Here is a 15,405-nt window from a genome sequence, read left to right as displayed (position 1 = left end):
TGTGCGATCGGCTCGGGGAAGGAGCCGTCCATGGATGACCTGCTCCGCGACCTGTACGGCGACCCGCACCCTGCCCCCGGCGCTCGCGACCGGGTGTGGCGGCGGGTGACGGCGCGGCGGCGGCGCCGGCGGCTGCCGTGGCTGGCGATCCCGGCCCTTGCGGCCGCCACCCTCGCGCTGCTCCTGTTCATGAACCCGGGCCGGCAGGAGCTCTCCGGCCGCTCGATCCTGCTGTCGGCGGCGACCTCGGCCGCGTCGTCCTCCCAGGACGGGACCTACTGGCACGTCAGCAAGCTGCTCGACGGCGGCAAGAGCACCGAGCTCTGGGTGACCCGGCAGGGCCGGGCGTGGAAGGCCGAACAGGGCCGCGTCGCCCCGATCACCGGCCGGTCGCCGTTCAGCATGGCGGGGCGCGACCTGACGTTCGACCAGATCCAGAGCCTGCCGGCGGACGCCGCCGCGCTGCGCGAGCGGGTCACCGCGATGCTGCCGCCGGGCTCGGAAGGGCTGCTCGCCGACGCGCTCAGTGGCCTGCTGTGGACCAAGCCGTCGCCGCCGTGGGTCCGCGCCGCCGCGTACCGGGCGATGGCCGACCTGCCCGAGGTCCGTTACCTGGGCACCGAGACCGACGCGAAGGGGCGTACGGGCGAGGCGTTCTCGTACGGGCTGCCCACCGGCGCCGAACGGACCCTGATCATCGACCCGGTCAGCTCGCAGGTGCTGTCCAGCGTGGACGCACGGGGTGGGCGTACGGAGATCGTGTTCTCGGCCGGCTGGACCGACAAGGGCCCTGACCTGCCCTGACCCTCCCCCTTTTTTCGTTCATCGGCGCGGAGCGTGGGTCTCGCGCGCCCGAAAACAGGAGCCACGACGTGTTCTGGCGTGCCCGTTCGACGTCAGGCAGGGCCATCTGCCTGAGTGACCAGTTTCCCGTGATCAAGCCGGAGGAGGTGATGAAGGGCAAGGTACGGTTCGTCGGGCTGCCGGCCGTCGACCTGGGCGACAGGATCGACTGGGACGCCAACCCGCACGGCAACCGCTCCTGGGCGTTGAACCTGCACTCGCTGCGCTGGCTGGGCCGCCTGGTCGCGGAGTTCGAGCGCTCGGGGGAGCGGGCCTACCTCGACCGCGCCGCCGCCGTGGCCGACCACTGGATGCGGCACAATCCGCGCGGCGTCCCCGGGCTGAGCCCGTGGGCGTGGGCCGAGCACGCGGTCGCCCTGCGCGCTCCCGCGCTGGTGTGCCTCAGCGAGCACGTGCAAACCCGCCGCCTCTGGAACAGCCTGGCCGAGCACGGCGAGGTCCTGGCCGACCGCGCGCTCTACCGCGAGGGTCACAATCACGGCCTGGACCAGGACATCGCGCTGCTCGTCGTCGGCTGCCGGCTGGGCCGGGCGCAGTGGCGGGACCTGGCCATCCGCCGGATGACGGCCTCGGCCGAGCTGGCCATCGACCCGCAGGGCGCCCTGCACGAACAGGCGCCCCGCTACGGGGTCTACGTGCACCGCCGCCTCGGCGCCGCCATCCGCGCCATCCGCGAGAGCGGGGCCGAGCCGCCGGAGCGGCTGGTGGCCAGGCGGGGGGCGCTGGAGTCGTACGTGGCCCACGCCACCCAGCCCGACGGCCGCATCGTCCCCCTGGGCGACAGCCCCGCCGACAACCGGGGCGACGGGTTCTCCCGTGCGTGGCCGGAGGTGGGGGTGTTCGACGCGGGCTACGTGTTCGGCAGGACCGCGTGGGACGACCCGTCGTCCGCGTACTACTCGATCAGGTACGGGCCGGGCCGGCGGCTGCACGGTCACGAGGACCACCTGGGGGTCACGTATGCGGCTCAGGGGCGGCGGATCCTGGTGGAGGCCGGGTTCCACTCCTATGAGCGCACCGGGTACGTGGAGTGGACGCGTTCGCACGAGGCGCACAACGTCCCTGTGGTGACCGGGGCGACGTTCCGCCCTGGCACGGCCTCCGAACTGGTGAGCTCGTCTTTGGAGCCGTCGCGGCAGTCGTACGAGCTGGCCGACGACGCCTATGGCGTACGCAGGACCCGCCACGTCCTCGTCCGCCACGGCTCCGACCTCATGGCCGTCCACGACTCGGTGCCCACCGGGACCCTGCGCAGTCTGTGGCACTTCGACCCCGCGTTCAAGGTCGTCTCCCGGCAGGAGGGAAAGGTGGTGCTGGGCGACTCGGACGGCTTCCTGGTGACGTTGCTGCAGTTTCCGGGGATCGGGGGCGTACGTCCGGGATTGGTGTCACCCGCCTACCTGCGTACCTCCGATTCGATCACCGTACTGTCGGCCGAAGCGGCACAGGTCCTGACGGTGATCGTCCCCGGCACGGACGACCCAGGCCCCCTCACCCTTCAACCCCCGTACAACCAGTCCACGTAACGGTGGCTCGCCGGATCCCTCGTCCGGAACAACTCATTGCGCAACACCCTGGCCACTCCGTCCACATGCCAGATCTCCCCCCACAACCGCGCCGTCTCCTGAACCCGCGCAGTCCGCGGCACCCGCTCCCGCTGGTATGCCGCCAGCGCCGCGTCCCAGTCACCGCCCACCTGCCGAGCCAGCACATCGGCGTCCTCGATCGCCTGACAGGCTCCCTGAGCCAGGTACTGCAGCATCGGATGCGCCGCGTCCCCCAGCAATACCAGTCTGCCCCGCACCCAGGTCTGGACCGGCGCCCGATCCAGCATGGGCCAGCACCGATCCCGCCACAGGTAGGGCAACCCCTTACCGACCTCCTCACAACACCCCGCGAAGGCCGCCTCCAGCCCACCCGCCCCACGGAAGACGGCCACCTGGTTGAGCAGCTCACCACCCCGCAGCGCGTACTGCACAAAATGACAATCAGGCCCTAAAAACGCGATCACCTCAGACTGATCAAACCCCTCCGGCAGCGGGCAAGTCCCCCTATAGGCCACAAACCCAGAATCCTCCGGCCGGTCATCCACGAGCTGCCCGCGCAACCCTGACTGCAGCCCGTCCGCCGCGACCACCACATCACCCTCATAAACGGCCCCGTCCGCGCAGTGAGCCCAAGCCCGCCCATCCTCGCTCACCACCCGCTCAACATGCCGCCCGTTCACCAATCGGACTCCTGCCTCTGCGCAGGCCCGCAGTAAAATCCCATGCAGATCACTACGGTGCACCACCACATAAGGCGCCCCATACCGCCCCCGAAACCCCGCCCCCAACTCCAGCGCGGTCAGCAAGTCCCCACTCAACGCATCACGAAAAACCAGCCGCTGAGGCAGGACACCGGCCCCCACCACATCGTCGAGCAACCCCCAGCCGGCCAGCACCCGGGTGGCATTGGGACCGAGCTGCAACCCGGCCCCCACCTCCCCGAACTCCTCCGACCGCTCCAGCACCCGCACCCTCCGCCCGGCCCTGGCCTGCGCGAACGCCGCCGCCAGCCCTCCGATCCCGCCACCGACGACGACCACGTCACCCACGGCTCTCCCTCCACGCAGGGATTCTTCTCTCAGCATTACCATTCTGCTGTGAAGAACAAGCCCGCGTACGCCCTCGGCTCCGTGGACAACGCGCTGCTGGTCCTGCACATGCTGCGCGACCAAGGCCGCCTCAAAGTCACCGACGTGGCCGGCGAACTGGGCATCGCCCGCTCGACCGCCCACCGGCTGCTGGCGATGCTGGTCTACCGCGACTTCGCCGTCCAGGATGAGCACCACACCTACCTCCCGGGCCCCTTCCTCGCGTCAACCGCCGCCGCCGGCCCCGGCGGCTCGGCCCTGCGCGAACTACGCGCCCGCGTCAGACCCGCGATGGAAGCCCTCTGCGCCCGGGTCCTCGAAACGGTCAACCTCATGATCAGAGTCGGTACGGAGGTCCGCTTTCTGGACTGCGTGGAATCGCCCAGGATCCTCCACGTGGGCGACAGAAGAGGCACCATCCTCCCCGCCCACCGCGCCTCAGGCGGCAAAGCCCTCCTGGCCACCCTCTCCGAAGACCACCTCTGGGACCTCTACCCGGACCTCACCGACCAGCAGAGCGCGGCCCTGACCCGCGAACTCGACGAGATCCGAGCCTGCGGCTACGCCCTTAACATCGAGGGCACGGAACAGGGCGTCTCAGCCATCGGCGCCGCCCTCCACAACGAGCGCGGCACAGCCGTGGCGGCGATCTCCCTCTCGGTCCCGTCCGTCCGCTTCACTCTCGATGAAGCGCCCAACCTGGCCAAGGAACTCCACCTCACCATCACAGAAGCGGAACAGGCCCTGGCGAACCTGGACGTATAGCCGCCGGCCTATTCGGGCGGTGCCAGGAGGAGAGGCTTGAGCTGGCGGAAGAACTCGATCGCATCCGCCAGAGAATCCCGGCCGGGTGCGCCCTCCATGATGTTGATGCTGAGCAGTCGTTCGTAGCCGGCGGTCCATCCGTAGACGAAGGCGAGGCCCTGATCCTGGGCGTTCTTTCGCCGCGCCGCGAAGCCCGGCCCCAATCCTTCGGGCAGGTCATTCCCCTGGGTGGTCACTTTGGTGTTCGCCAGCCCTTCCGGGCTGATGGGCGATGGCTCGAAGACCTCGATCAGGAGTCCCTGGTCGCTCTCTGGATCCAGTTCCGCGCTCACCGAGCAGGACCCGAAACGCCGGCCCATGTCTATTTTCGTGCCATGGGCGGAGTAGTCGTTGAGACCCGTGGCGATTTTTATGGCGTCGGCCGAGATCAGTTCGCATTCCCGTGGCATCGCCGTCACGTCGCCCAACGGCCGGTCATCAGGTGGCGGAGCGGAAGATGATGAGCACGCTGTGGTAAGGGTGAGCACGGCCATGATGAGGAGTGATCGATTTTTCATCAGCCGCTCCCAGAATAGATCTTCGCGGCGTCTCTGAAGCCATTCTCGATGCTATCGGTAGGCTTGCCGAAAACGCGCCCGGTGTCGTTCAGCCCCAGCCACTCGTTGTAGGCCCAGCGCTGGTCGGCATTCATCTCGGCCCAGGGCCTGATCTGCCCATCGTCCAGAAAATGGCCCACGGCGCCCGGGGAAAAATCCTGGTAGCGGTAAGGATGTGTCTTGGTGAGCGATGATCCCTCCCCGAAAAGGCCGTGACGCATCATTGTGGCCGCCGTGAGGTCGGTGAACATGTGCTTGGCCACCCCCAGAGCGGTGTCCGCGTCCGTCCGAGCCTGCTCCTCATAACCGGACTTGGCTTGTGCGAAGATCGCTCCCTTGGCCGAGTCGACCATGAGTCCGATGAACGTCCCCTGCGGCCCTGGGGCCAGTCCGACGACCTTCTCGGCCATTTCCTTGAATGCGGCGAAACGCGCATCGACCTCTTTCGCCTCTCTGATGGTGGAAATGTTGGCGGCATTCGTGATCACCCAGGTCGCCACCGCGAGGTCGCCCGTCGCGCGGACGAATGCGGCCCCTCCACTGCGGCTCATGTGCTCCTCGAGCATGTCCTGTCGCATGGCTTCGAGTTGCCGGGGTGTGGCCTCGGGGTTCGCCTCCCGCCATGCCGAGAAGTCGTCCGCGATCTCCGTAGCGACCATGCCGGCCAGCTCGTCCAGCATCTTGGCCGAATACAGGCCATGTGCGGCGACGACCGTCTCGAACGCCTCATCGTCTTCGAACGCCCACGTCATGGCATCTTTGATCGCGCTTCCGTTGAATCTGGCACCGTAAGGCTCGATGCCATAAAGGTCCTTGTCCGGGTCCGAGCCCGCCACCACCCCGGGCAATTCGCTGCTGAAGGCTCGCGTGTCCCGATGCAGATCCCCGATGTAATGAGCTAGAATTTCGCCGAGGTGCGCACGGGACCGCGGTAGATTCTCCTGAACTTTTGGATCGCTCCAAAAGCGTGTCGCCCACGAAGCGATCAACGCGGATTTGTAGCCGCGGGAGTTCCCCGGCGGCAGATCATGATCGCGAAACTCTGTGGCGGCCACCTGGATGGCCCAGCCGAGGTCCGCGTCCGCGTCGCCGTTCCAAGGGTGACGGCGCATCAGATAGGCCAGCGGCCGACGCCCAGGGTCGGTGAAGAAGTCCTGCGCTACGGCGGGATGGTGGGCCAGCGCGACCAGCACCGTGCCCATGGGGCTGAGGTCGCCGAGTGAGGCGTCTCTGGGGCCGGGCATCGACCATGGGTCTCGCGGCAGGCTCCGGTCGAGCGGATGAGCCAGGTCCTTGTCGTAGAGCTTCTGGGTCAGCGTGAGCAGGAACGTGTGCCCGAACTCCCCATCCTGGAGCAGCCGCTTCACCGCGAACGCGTCCTTCGGCTCCTCGATGTCCTCGATCAGCCGGTCGGTGTAGTCGTCGGCCAGTTGCATCCGGCCCACCCCGCGCGACGCCGTGCCCAGGACGGTGCTGAGCATGGTCCCGAGCCGCTCCTGGAGGGCGACGTCGTGCTGGAGGGGGCGGTTCGACGGGGGTAGGTCGGACCCGTACGACCTGGTGATCAGAGCCTTGAGCTCACGCGGCGGGATCTCCCTGCAGAAGGCCAAGGCGAAGTACGGGTCGTTCTTGTGGAGTTCGATCGCGGCCACCGTTTCGGCGTCGAGCGCATGGCCGGCGACCTGGTCGCGGAGCCTCGTGGCGAGGGCCTTGGCCGTGGCGGCGCCCTCGGCGGGGGACTTCGAGAGCCATGCCGATTCGCTGGCCCACAAGATGCCGCCCTGGCCGGCCTCGCGGTCCGGTGCGGCCAGGATCAGGTCGAGGCGGCCCTGCAGGGCGGGGATCTGCTCGCTGATGAGGCGGCCGATGACCTGAGCCTGCGTCGGGCCCCACAACTGCAGGCCGAGCGAGGTCAGCGCGCGTTCCACCTGGAGGCCGACGTCCGGGAGGGTGCCGGCGGCCCGCTTCATGCCGTTGATCAGCTGGGTCATCAGCGTGGGGTTGATGCCGACCTGAGAGCTCATCGGGCCGACGCCCCCTGGAGGCCGTCCAGCAGGGCCAATGCGCGGGTGAAGAAGTCCTTGAACGCCCGGTCCCAGGTGAGCAGGTCGGCGGCGAGCCGGTCGCCGGCCGGGCCCTTCAGCGCGCCGCCCTCGATCAGGCGGACGAGGGCGATCACCTCGCCGGCATGGTGGTCGCGCAGCTGCTCGATGTGCAGCCTGGCTCTGTCGATCTGTTCCTGCGTCGCCATCATCGCCTGGTCTCGCCGATCTCCTGGGGACGGGGTGACGCCGGGCCGATGGCATCGTAAACGCAGGTGGGGGCACCTTGAAAGGAAGTCGGCGAAACGGCTATGACTAGAGCCAGTCGCGGCGCTTGAAGACCGTGTAGAGCACCAGGCAGACCACGGCCATCAGCAGCATCGCGAACGGGTACCCGAACGCCCAGTGCGTCTCCGGCATGAAGTCGAAGTTCATCCCGTAAATGGTCCCGACCAGGGTGGGCGCGAACAGGATGGCCGCCCACGCCGAGATCTTCTTGACCTCTTCCCCCTGCCGGATGCTGGCCTCCGTCATCCGGGCCATCTCCGCGTTCTGGGCCTGCGTCACCAGGGTCGAGTTGACGACCAGGATGTTCTGCAGCATCTGGCGGAACGACGAGATCCGCTCCGTCACCGTGATCGCGTGGTCGGCCACGTCGCGCAGGTAGCTCTGCAGCTCATCGGTCACGCCGTATTTGGCGGCGCCCGCGATGAACCCGTGCAGCATTGTCACGAGGGGCGCCGTGGCCCGCTGGAACTCGATGACCTCGCCCGACAGCTCGTACACGCGGCGCGACACCGACGGGTCGCCGCCGAAGACCTGGACCTCGATCTCCTCGATGTCCTTCTGCAGCCCGGCCACCACCGGGGCGTAGCCGTCGACCACGGCGTCGAGGATGGCGTACAGGACGGCCTGCGGGCCCTGCCGCAGCAGGTCGGGGTCGGACTCCATGCGCTTGCGCACGGCCTGCAGGTCGGGGGCCTCCGCGTGGCGTACGGTGAGGACGAAGTTGGGGCCGACGAAGACGTGCACCTCGCCGAACGCGACCTCCTCCACCTCGTCCAGATAGCGCGCCGCCCGCAGCACCACGAACAGCGTGTCGCCGTAGCGGTCGGCCTTGGGTCGCTGGGAGCCGACGATGGCGTCCTCCAGCGCCAGCTCGTGTAGCTGGAACTCCTCGGCGAGCTTGACCAGCTCCCATTCCTTCGGCCGGTAGAGCCCGATCCAGGCCATGGCGTCCGGCATCTGCTTGAGGAGGCCGAAGGCGTCGGCGAGCGAGCCGGGATTGTCGACGCGCTCGCCGTCCGAGTAGATGGCGTTGTCGATGACGGTCGGGCGGTAGGGCGGTTCTTCCGTGGCGCGCGGGTCCATCGAGTGCTCGGGTGCTTCCTCGCGTACGTCCCCGCTGCGCCTGAACCCCTTCACCCTGGCCATGAAGCCCCTCCTTGCCGCCTACCGCATGTCGTCGAGCTGCTGCGCCGCCCGGTCCCTGATGGTCTTGCGCCACATCGGCGTCCAGCCGAACAGCAGCCCGTGCGGCCGGCCCAGCGCCATCTTCGACCACCGCTTGAAGTCGAACTCGTCATGGTGCCGCACGATCAGGTCGTCCTCGAACCTGAACAGCGCGTCGATCTCGTTGACGACCTCCCGGCCCGTGCTGGAGAAGGTGTAGCGGGAGGTCCAATGAGCCGAACCGGTGTGCTCGTCGGCCGCGACGTCGCAGTAGTCCGACTTCAGCCCGTCGCGTACGCCGAGCTGCAACCGCCACATCCTCATCACCCTGTCCCGCCCCTCGACCTCCTGGAAGACGGGATCGCCGAAACTGACCTCAGGGTGATAGCAGCTCTCCATGGCCGCGTAGTCCGCGCGCCCCAGAGCGTCGTAGAAAGCGCTGATGAGCGCCACGTGCCGATCGTTCACCCCTCTATCAGATCATGGCCGCACCGCGGTCCGGGCAGGCGAAGGGTGACCACCTTCCCCGGTGGGCCCGGATCAAGCGGGCCGGGCCAGGAGCAGAATGTTGTTCGGTGGTCACGGCGAGGACTTTACCTGGATAGGGTTTCTCCTCGATGGACAAGCTCTGGGCCCACCTGATCAAGGTTCAGCCGGACCCCGACCCGTGGGTCGTGCTGGTCTCGGCTCTGGCCGCGCTGCTGATCGTCGGCTTCCGCCTGCCCTGGCAGGTCTCCAGGGGGCTGGTCACGATCGCCCACGAGGGCGGCCACGCGCTGATGGCCCTGCTCACCCGGCGCAAGCTCGAAGGCATCCGCCTGCACTCCGACACCTCCGGCGTGACCCTGACCAGGGGCAGGCCCACCGGGCCCGGCATGGTGCTGACGGCGCTCGCCGGCTACCTCGCGCCCCCGCTGCTGGGGCTGGCCGCGGCGTGGCTGGTCGAGCAGGGGCGCATCACGCTGCTCATCTGGAGTGTGCTGCTGTTCCTGGTCTGCATGCTGCTGCTGATCCGCAACCTCTACGGCGCGCTGATCCTCCTGGCCACGGGTGGCGCGGTGTTCGCGCTGAGCATGTACGCGCCGGCGGAGGTCCAGCAGGTCGTCGCCCTGGTGGCGGTGTGGTTCCTGCTGTTCGGCGGGATCCGGCCGATCATCGAGCTGCAGACCAAGCGGCGCCGCCGCCAGGCCCGGGATTCCGACGCCGACCAGCTCGCCAGGCTGACGTTCCTGCCGGGCGGCTTCTACGTGTTCTTCTTCCTGCTGGTGTCGGTGGTGTCCGTGGTGTTCGCCGCGTACTTCATGAACCCGCTCTAATACCCAAATTCCGCACTAAACTCGCCCGTAACAGGGGGGAGTGCCGTGCTGCCAGTCGAGGACGCGCCCGGCTACCGGGTACTCGATCAGGCGGGGCAAGGCGGGTTCGCCGTCGTGTACCGCGCCTACCAGGAGCGCCTCGACCGGGTCGTGGCGCTCAAGGTGCTGTCCGTCGACCGGGTGGACCAGCGCACGATGCGCAGGTTCCAGCGCGAACTGCAGCTCACCGGCCGCCTCACCGGCCATCCGAACGTCGTGACCGTCTTCGACACCGGTGTGACGAGCTCCGGCAAGCCGTACATCGCGATGGACTTCTTCGAGAACGGCTCCCTGCGCGACCGGGTCCGCAAGGAGGGGCCGCTGCCGGTGCCCGACGTGCTGCGCGCGGGCGTGAAGCTGGCGGGGGCGCTGGCCGCCGTACACGAGGCCGGGGTGCTGCACGGCGACATCAAGCCACAGAACATCCTCATCTCCCGGTACGGCGAGCTCGCCATCGCCGACTTCGGCGTGGCCAGGGTCGTGGACGCGGCGGAGATCTCGGCCACCTCGCAGGCGTTCACCCCGCTGCACGCCGCCCCCGAGGTGCTCACGGGCCAGCCGCACTCGGGCCCGACCGACATCTACTCGCTCGGCTCCACGCTCTACCACCTGCTCGCCGGCCAGCCCGCCTTCCACAACCCGGCGGACCCGTCGATCGCGCCGCTGATGTACCGGGTGCTCAGCATCGACCCGCCGCCGATCAACCGCCCCGATGTGCCGCCGCGGGTGTTCGAGGCGATCCTGCGGGCGATGGCCAAACAGCCCGAGCTTCGGTACGCCTCCGCGCGCGAGTTCGCCCGGCACCTGCAGACACTCCAGGCCGAGCTGGGCCTGTCGGTGACCGACCTGGTGGGCCAGGACCCGGGCCCGGGACCGGCCATGTCCACGGTCCCCCGTGCTCCCCACAATCCGCCTGCCCCCAGCCCGTTCCCGTCGACGGGCAACTACAGTCCTTTCCCGTCGACCGGCCACCACCTGCCGCAGCCGTCATCGACCCCGGCCCCGGCCCCGCAGCCGATGCAGGCGACCGGTGGTCACGCGCTCCCCGCGCCGACCGTCCCGCCGCGGTCGGACCGGGCGACGCGGCTGCGCAACACCATCCTGATCGGTACGGCGGTCGCGGTCATGGTCGTCGGCGGCACGGCGCTGGCCATCTACCTGACACCCCCGAAGACCCCTGACATCACGCAACCCCAGACGTCCGGGCAGCCGCAGACCCAGGAACCCATCGACGAACAGCAGGTCGCCGCCCTCACCCCCCGCAACCTCAAGGTCACGGCCGACCAGGGCGCCCTGGTGGAGCTGCGCTGGACGCTCCCGGCCGGCGCCCGCGACTATCCCGTGGTCCTGCAGCGCTCGCCGGTCAAGAAGGGCGAGCAGCCGATCACCGCCCTCGGCCAGGGCTCCACCACGACCCGCGTCGCCGGCCTGGACCCGGCCGGCGGCTACTGCTTCCTCGTCGGCGTGCCACTGCGCATCTCCGAGACGAGTACGGTCGCCTGGTCGAAGCCGACCTGCATCAGGGGCGCCGTCGCCCGGTCGTCAACCCAGTAGCTTGCGCGCCGCCTGCTCGATCTCCTCCTCCGACAGCAGCACGTGGTCGGCCGCCCCGCCGAGCGGGATGAAGCTGTCGGCCGAGGCCACCCGGGCGATCGCCCCGCTGTAACCGGCGTCGAGCAGCCCGGCCACGATGCCCTCCGAGACGCCGCCGGTCTGCCGGGTCTCGTCGGCGATCAGCACGTTGCCGGTCAGCTCGGCCGCGCGCAGTAGGTCTTCCATCGGCAGCGGCGCCAGCCAGCGCAGGTCGAGGACGCGGCAGCCGTACCCCTCCTGGGTGAGGCGCACGGCGGCCCGCAGGCTCATCCGCAGCCCATTGCCGAACGTCACGATCGTCAGGTCGCGCCCGTCGCCGTAGGAGCGCGCCCGCCCGATCGGCACGTGCGTCTCCGCCCACCGCGACGGCGGCGCGTACGGGGCGAGCCAGCCGCCGTCGCCCGCGTCGAACAGGTCGCGCGTGTGATAGAGCGCGATCGGCTCCAGGAACACGCACACCGACCCCGACGTACGGGCCGCGGCCAGGCAGGTGCGCAGCATGCCCGAGGCGTCGTCGGGACGCGCCGGCGAGGCGACGATCAAGCCGGGGATGTCGCGCAGCGCGGCCACCGCGTTGTCGTTGTGGAAATGCCCGCCGAACCCCTTCTGGTAGGCGTATCCCGCCACCCGCACCACCATCGGGTTGGTGTAGGCCCCGCGCGAGAAGAACGACAGCGTGGCCGCCTCGCCGCGGATCTGGTCGAGCGCGTTGTGCAGGTAGGCCAGATACTGGATCTCGGGTATGGGCAGCAGCCCCGACACCCCGGCCCCCAGTGCCAGCCCCAGCACGGCCTGCTCGTCGAGCAGCGTGTCGAACACCCGCCCCGCCCCGAACCTCTTCTGCAACCCCCGGGTCACGCCGTAGACGCCGCCCTTCTTGCCGACGTCCTCGCCGAACACCGTCACCTCCGGGTAGCCGGCCAGCGCGTCGGCGAGCGTGCGGTTGATGGCCTGCGAGAGCGTCATCGGCTTCTCGTTCTCGGGCAGCGCGCCGGCGAACGCCTTCTCCCTGACCGCGGTCACGGCCGCCATCGGGCTGATCTTGGCGATCAGCTCGGGCCGGCGCGGCGCGATCGGCTCCATGATCTCCTTGGCGGAGCCGAGCCGGGGGTTGCGGGTGGTCTCCAGGGCGATCCTGAGCACGTGCTCGCGCGCGGACTCGTACATCGTGAGCAGTTCGTCAGGCGACTCCAGCCCGGACTCCACGAGCAGCGCCGCCGTGCGCACCAGCGGGTCGCGCTCCAGGTCGGCCCTGATCTCGCGCGCCGTACGGTATGCCTGCTCGACGTCGGACCCGGCGTGCCCCATGAGCCGCACGGTCGACAGGTGCAGGAACGCGGGGGAGCGGCGCTCGCGTACGTGCTCGACGGCGCGGGCGGCGGCGTCGTAGGCGGCGGCCAGGTCGCAGCCGTCGGCGGCGAAGTATTCGAGACCGGGACGCCGCCCCGCCGCCTCCACCCAGCCCTTGGGAGTGCGGACGCTGATGCCGAGGCCGTTGTCCTCGCACACGAACAGCAGCGGCAGCGGCTGCCCCTGGTAGGTGGCGTAGGAGGCGGTGTTGAAGCCGGTCAGGGCACTGGCGTGGTTGATGGAGGCGTCGCCGAAGCTGCACACGGCGACCGCGTCCGCCGGCCACGCGGAGCGCACCCCGAGCGCCCGCGCCCGCTCGATCGCGAACGCCACGCCCACCGCCCTCGGCAGATGGCTGGCGATCGTCGAGGTCTGCGGAATGATGGCCAGGTCGGGATGGCCGAACACCTTGTGCCGGCCGCCCGCGATCGGCTCGTCGGCCGCCGCCGTCAGGCCCATCAGCACGTCGCGGATGCCCTGCTCGGGCAGCCGCCCGGCCTGCTCCGACCTGGTCAGATAGAACGCGCCTGAGCGGTAGTGGAGCAGCGCGGGATCGCCGGGCCGCAGGGCGGCGGCCACGGCCGCGTTGCCCTCGTGCCCGGCGGAACCGATCGTGTAGTAGCCCTCGTCCTGCTCGCGCAGCCACCGTGCGGCTATGTCGAGCAGGCGGCTGTCGAGCTGACGCCTGAACAGCGCCCTGCACTGCTCGCCGGTCAGCGAGGTGCCCTCGCGGACCGGCAGCCCCGGATCTCGCGGGGGGCCCGCCTTCAGCGTCGCAACCGTCTGGGTGAAGTGAGTCTCAACAGTGTCGCGCGCCACACCATCGATTATGTCTTTGATCGGCCCCGACGTCTGCCGGACGGCGGTGACATGTTGTGGACCGGTCCGAATGACCCCCGCCCATAACTGTTTGTCAGAATTCCCAACCTTACCGGCGCGCCGCACGTCTACTTATATGACACACGTGGCACCCTCAATGCCGCGTTGAACCACTGGGGTCTCCAGAAAGGAACCCGCATGTTACAACGCATCCGTGTCGCCGCCCTCGCCATCGTGCTCGGGGCCGGGGTCGTCACCCTGGCACCATCAGCCGCGACGGCGGCCCCCGCCCCGGTCGTCGGCCGGGTGGCCATCAGCCCCTCCCCGCCGATCGATGTCACAGCCGGAGCGGTCACGGCGACGTTCAGCTTCCTCACCCAGAACACCGACAAGGCCGAATTCCAGCTCAAACCGCCAGGAATCAGTGTCGGTACGCCCATCGCCCTGACCTCGTCGAAGGCCGGCGACTGGACCAGGTGGACCGGCACCAAGGCCTTCGACTCCAAGGTCGCCGGCACGTGGAGCTGGCTCGCCATCGCGGGCAGTGCCTCGCGCGGCGACACGTTCGACGTCGTCGTCAAGAAGCCGCTCGAGACCAAGTTCGCCGACTTCGACGCCAGCCCCGACCGGGTCGCCAAAGGCTCCCCGATCCGGGTGACCGGCCGGCTCCTCGCCGACGGTAACTCCTACGTCGGCCAGTCCGTCACCATCTCCTTCCGCGCGCGGGGGGCCGACGCCTTCCGCGAGGTCACCAAGGTGACGACCGGCCGTGCCGGCTGGTTCGGCACGACCGTGCGGGCGGACGCCACCGGCTGGTGGCGGGCCGAGTTCGTGGCCACGTCCGCGGCCAAGGGCTCCATCAGCGATGCCGATCGCGTGGACGTCAGGCGCGGCCGGCTCGGCAGCCGGATCGCCGGCTTCGACGCCCGGCCTGAGCCCGTGGACAAGGGCGATAAGCTCTCCTTCACCGGCGCCCTGCAGGTCGAACGGCGCGGCGGCGTGGCCGGCGAGCGCGTGTCGATCTTCTTCAAGGCCAACGGCTCGCACAAGTGGCAGTACGTCACCAGCGACGTGACCGGCCGCCAGGGCCGCTTCTGGGCCTCGGCGACCGCCGAGACGTCCGGCTGGTGGCGTGCCGAGTACGCGGGCAACCGCCGCGTCAACGGCTCGGTCAGTGACGAGGACTGGGTCAGGGTCGACCAGCCCGCCCCGCCGCCCACGGCGAAGGCGGACACGCGGCTGATCAGGTTCAACGCCTACCCTGAGCCGATCAAGCGCGGGAAGTACCTGAAGTTCGGCGGCAAGCTGCAGGTCGACGACGAGGGCTCGTGGGAGGGCTACTCGGGCAAGGTGGCGCTGTACTTCCTGCCGGTGGGCGCGCGCAAGTGGCAGTACGTGAAGACCACCGGATCGGGCGACAGCGGCCGGCTGTACACCAAGGTCAAGGCCTGGAACTCGGGCTACTGGAAGTTCGTGTTCGGCGGTGACGAGGACACCTACGGCTCGGACAGCCGCAGGGACTATGTCCGTGTGAAGCGCTGACCCGGCAACCGTCGAGGCCCGGGGGACACCACCCCGGGCCTCTTCTCTTGCGCGGCCGCTATTCGGTGGGGCTCAGCCTGGTGAGCTTGTCGTCCATCCGGATGAGAATGGATTCGATCCGGTCGAACCGCTCGTCGTGCGTGTCGAGCCGTGTCTCGAGCCGGTCGATCCGGAGGTCACGCAGGCCGCTGTCGTTGTGCATCGTCTGCACGAGCGCCGTGAGCTTGGTCATCTCCGTTTGGACCGTGGTGAGACGACCCTCCACGCCCGAGAGGCGATCGTCGACCTCACCGAAGCGCTCGTTGACCGTGTCGAACCTCTTGTCGATGTCGCCGAAGTGCTCGTTGACCGTGTCGAACCTCTTGTCGATGTCGCCGAAGTGCTCGTTGACC

Annotated in this window: 14 protein-coding genes; 6 read left to right on the top strand and 8 right to left on the bottom strand. The window is 69.1% G+C overall.

Translation table 11 applies throughout. The features are described from left to right. Window positions 1–30 precede the first annotated feature (30 nt). On the top strand, window positions 31–804 hold the full coding sequence (locus tag C4V41_RS07950) for a hypothetical protein (RefSeq protein WP_146103584.1): 774 nt from the start codon (window positions 31–33) through the stop codon (window positions 802–804). Window positions 805–872: 68 nt separating this feature from the next. Then, window positions 873–2,390 carry a heparinase II/III domain-containing protein gene (locus tag C4V41_RS07945; protein ID WP_235029966.1) on the top strand — a complete coding sequence of 506 codons (1,518 nt, stop codon included), beginning with the start codon at window positions 873–875 and terminating at the stop codon, window positions 2,388–2,390. Here the strand turns inward: C4V41_RS07945 and C4V41_RS07940 are convergent. Next, window positions 2,363–3,460 (bottom strand): FAD-dependent monooxygenase, encoded by a 1,098-nt coding sequence (locus tag C4V41_RS07940; RefSeq protein WP_235029965.1) that lies wholly within the window; start codon window positions 3,458–3,460, stop codon window positions 2,363–2,365. The two genes, C4V41_RS07945 and C4V41_RS07940, sit on opposite strands and share 28 nt — an antisense overlap. Window positions 3,461–3,508: 48 nt before the next feature. On the opposite strand from C4V41_RS07940, the gene C4V41_RS07935 reads away from it, so the two are divergent. After that, the gene (locus C4V41_RS07935; RefSeq protein WP_103955105.1) at window positions 3,509–4,264 is read left to right on the top strand and encodes an IclR family transcriptional regulator; all 756 of its coding nucleotides are present in this window, start codon (window positions 3,509–3,511) and stop codon (window positions 4,262–4,264) included. Window positions 4,265–4,272: 8 nt separating this feature from the next. Here the strand turns inward: C4V41_RS07935 and C4V41_RS07930 are convergent, their stop codons facing one another. From C4V41_RS07930 to C4V41_RS07910, 5 genes are all read right to left on the bottom strand, one after another. Further along, the gene (locus C4V41_RS07930) at window positions 4,273–4,821 is read right to left on the bottom strand and encodes a hypothetical protein (RefSeq protein WP_146103583.1); all 549 of its coding nucleotides are present in this window, start codon (window positions 4,819–4,821) and stop codon (window positions 4,273–4,275) included. Continuing rightward, the gene (locus tag C4V41_RS07925) at window positions 4,821–6,884 is read right to left on the bottom strand and encodes a hypothetical protein (RefSeq protein WP_103955103.1); all 2,064 of its coding nucleotides are present in this window, start codon (window positions 6,882–6,884) and stop codon (window positions 4,821–4,823) included. Before C4V41_RS07925 ends, C4V41_RS07930 begins: the two co-directional genes overlap by 1 nt. Continuing rightward, on the bottom strand, window positions 6,881–7,114 hold the full coding sequence (locus tag C4V41_RS07920) for a hypothetical protein (RefSeq protein ID WP_103955102.1): 234 nt from the start codon (window positions 7,112–7,114) through the stop codon (window positions 6,881–6,883). The genes C4V41_RS07925 and C4V41_RS07920 overlap by 4 nt, the downstream gene beginning before the upstream one ends. Before the next feature lie 103 nt (window positions 7,115–7,217). Next, window positions 7,218–8,336 (bottom strand): magnesium/cobalt transporter CorA, encoded by a 1,119-nt coding sequence (gene corA / locus C4V41_RS07915; RefSeq protein WP_103955101.1) that lies wholly within the window; start codon window positions 8,334–8,336, stop codon window positions 7,218–7,220. Between the two features lie 18 nt (window positions 8,337–8,354). Then, window positions 8,355–8,822 (bottom strand): nuclear transport factor 2 family protein, encoded by a 468-nt coding sequence (locus C4V41_RS07910; RefSeq protein WP_103955100.1) that lies wholly within the window; start codon window positions 8,820–8,822, stop codon window positions 8,355–8,357. Between the two features lie 149 nt (window positions 8,823–8,971). On the opposite strand from C4V41_RS07910, the gene C4V41_RS07905 reads away from it, so the two are divergent. Together C4V41_RS07905 and C4V41_RS07900 are read left to right on the top strand one after the other, a co-directional pair. Further along, window positions 8,972–9,670 carry a M50 family metallopeptidase gene (locus C4V41_RS07905; protein WP_103955099.1) on the top strand — a complete coding sequence of 233 codons (699 nt, stop codon included), beginning with the start codon at window positions 8,972–8,974 and terminating at the stop codon, window positions 9,668–9,670. A gap of 45 nt (window positions 9,671–9,715) precedes the next feature. After that, window positions 9,716–11,263: a serine/threonine-protein kinase gene (locus C4V41_RS07900; RefSeq protein ID WP_103955098.1), complete on the top strand. Its 1,548-nt coding sequence runs from the start codon at window positions 9,716–9,718 to the stop codon at window positions 11,261–11,263. On the opposite strand, the gene C4V41_RS07895 is transcribed toward C4V41_RS07900, so the two are convergent. Beyond that, window positions 11,252–13,471, bottom strand: coding sequence for a thiamine pyrophosphate-dependent enzyme (locus C4V41_RS07895; RefSeq protein WP_103955097.1), 2,220 nt, complete (start codon window positions 13,469–13,471; stop codon window positions 11,252–11,254). The genes C4V41_RS07900 and C4V41_RS07895 overlap by 12 nt on opposite strands. 198 nt (window positions 13,472–13,669) lie before the next feature. On the opposite strand from C4V41_RS07895, the gene C4V41_RS07890 reads away from it, so the two are divergent. Beyond that, window positions 13,670–15,013, top strand: coding sequence for a hypothetical protein (locus C4V41_RS07890; RefSeq protein ID WP_103955096.1), 1,344 nt, complete (start codon window positions 13,670–13,672; stop codon window positions 15,011–15,013). A gap of 58 nt (window positions 15,014–15,071) precedes the next feature. Here the strand turns inward: C4V41_RS07890 and C4V41_RS62815 are convergent. Beyond that, the coding region (locus C4V41_RS62815; protein ID WP_200823828.1) for a hypothetical protein at window positions 15,072–15,405 on the bottom strand (334 nt) is incomplete at its 5' end.

It is taken from the genome of Nonomuraea solani (genome assembly GCF_900108335.1).
Lineage (GTDB): Bacteria > Actinomycetota > Actinomycetes > Streptosporangiales > Streptosporangiaceae > Nonomuraea > Nonomuraea solani.
Note: the sequence above shows the minus strand (reverse complement) of the source record. Positions and strands in the feature narration are given on the sequence as shown.

Coding starts and splice junctions, on each gene's coding strand:
- C4V41_RS07890 (WP_103955096.1), top strand. CDS start 13,670: ATGTTACAACGCATCCGTGTCGCCGCCCTCGCCATCGTGCTCGGGGCC.
- C4V41_RS07905 (WP_103955099.1), top strand. CDS start 8,972: ATGGACAAGCTCTGGGCCCACCTGATCAAGGTTCAGCCGGACCCCGAC.
- corA (WP_103955101.1), bottom strand. CDS start 8,336: ATGGCCAGGGTGAAGGGGTTCAGGCGCAGCGGGGACGTACGCGAGGAA.
- C4V41_RS07920 (WP_103955102.1), bottom strand. CDS start 7,114: ATGATGGCGACGCAGGAACAGATCGACAGAGCCAGGCTGCACATCGAG.
- C4V41_RS07950 (WP_146103584.1), top strand. CDS start 31: ATGGATGACCTGCTCCGCGACCTGTACGGCGACCCGCACCCTGCCCCC.
- C4V41_RS07930 (WP_146103583.1), bottom strand. CDS start 4,821: ATGAAAAATCGATCACTCCTCATCATGGCCGTGCTCACCCTTACCACA.
- C4V41_RS07925 (WP_103955103.1), bottom strand. CDS start 6,884: ATGAGCTCTCAGGTCGGCATCAACCCCACGCTGATGACCCAGCTGATC.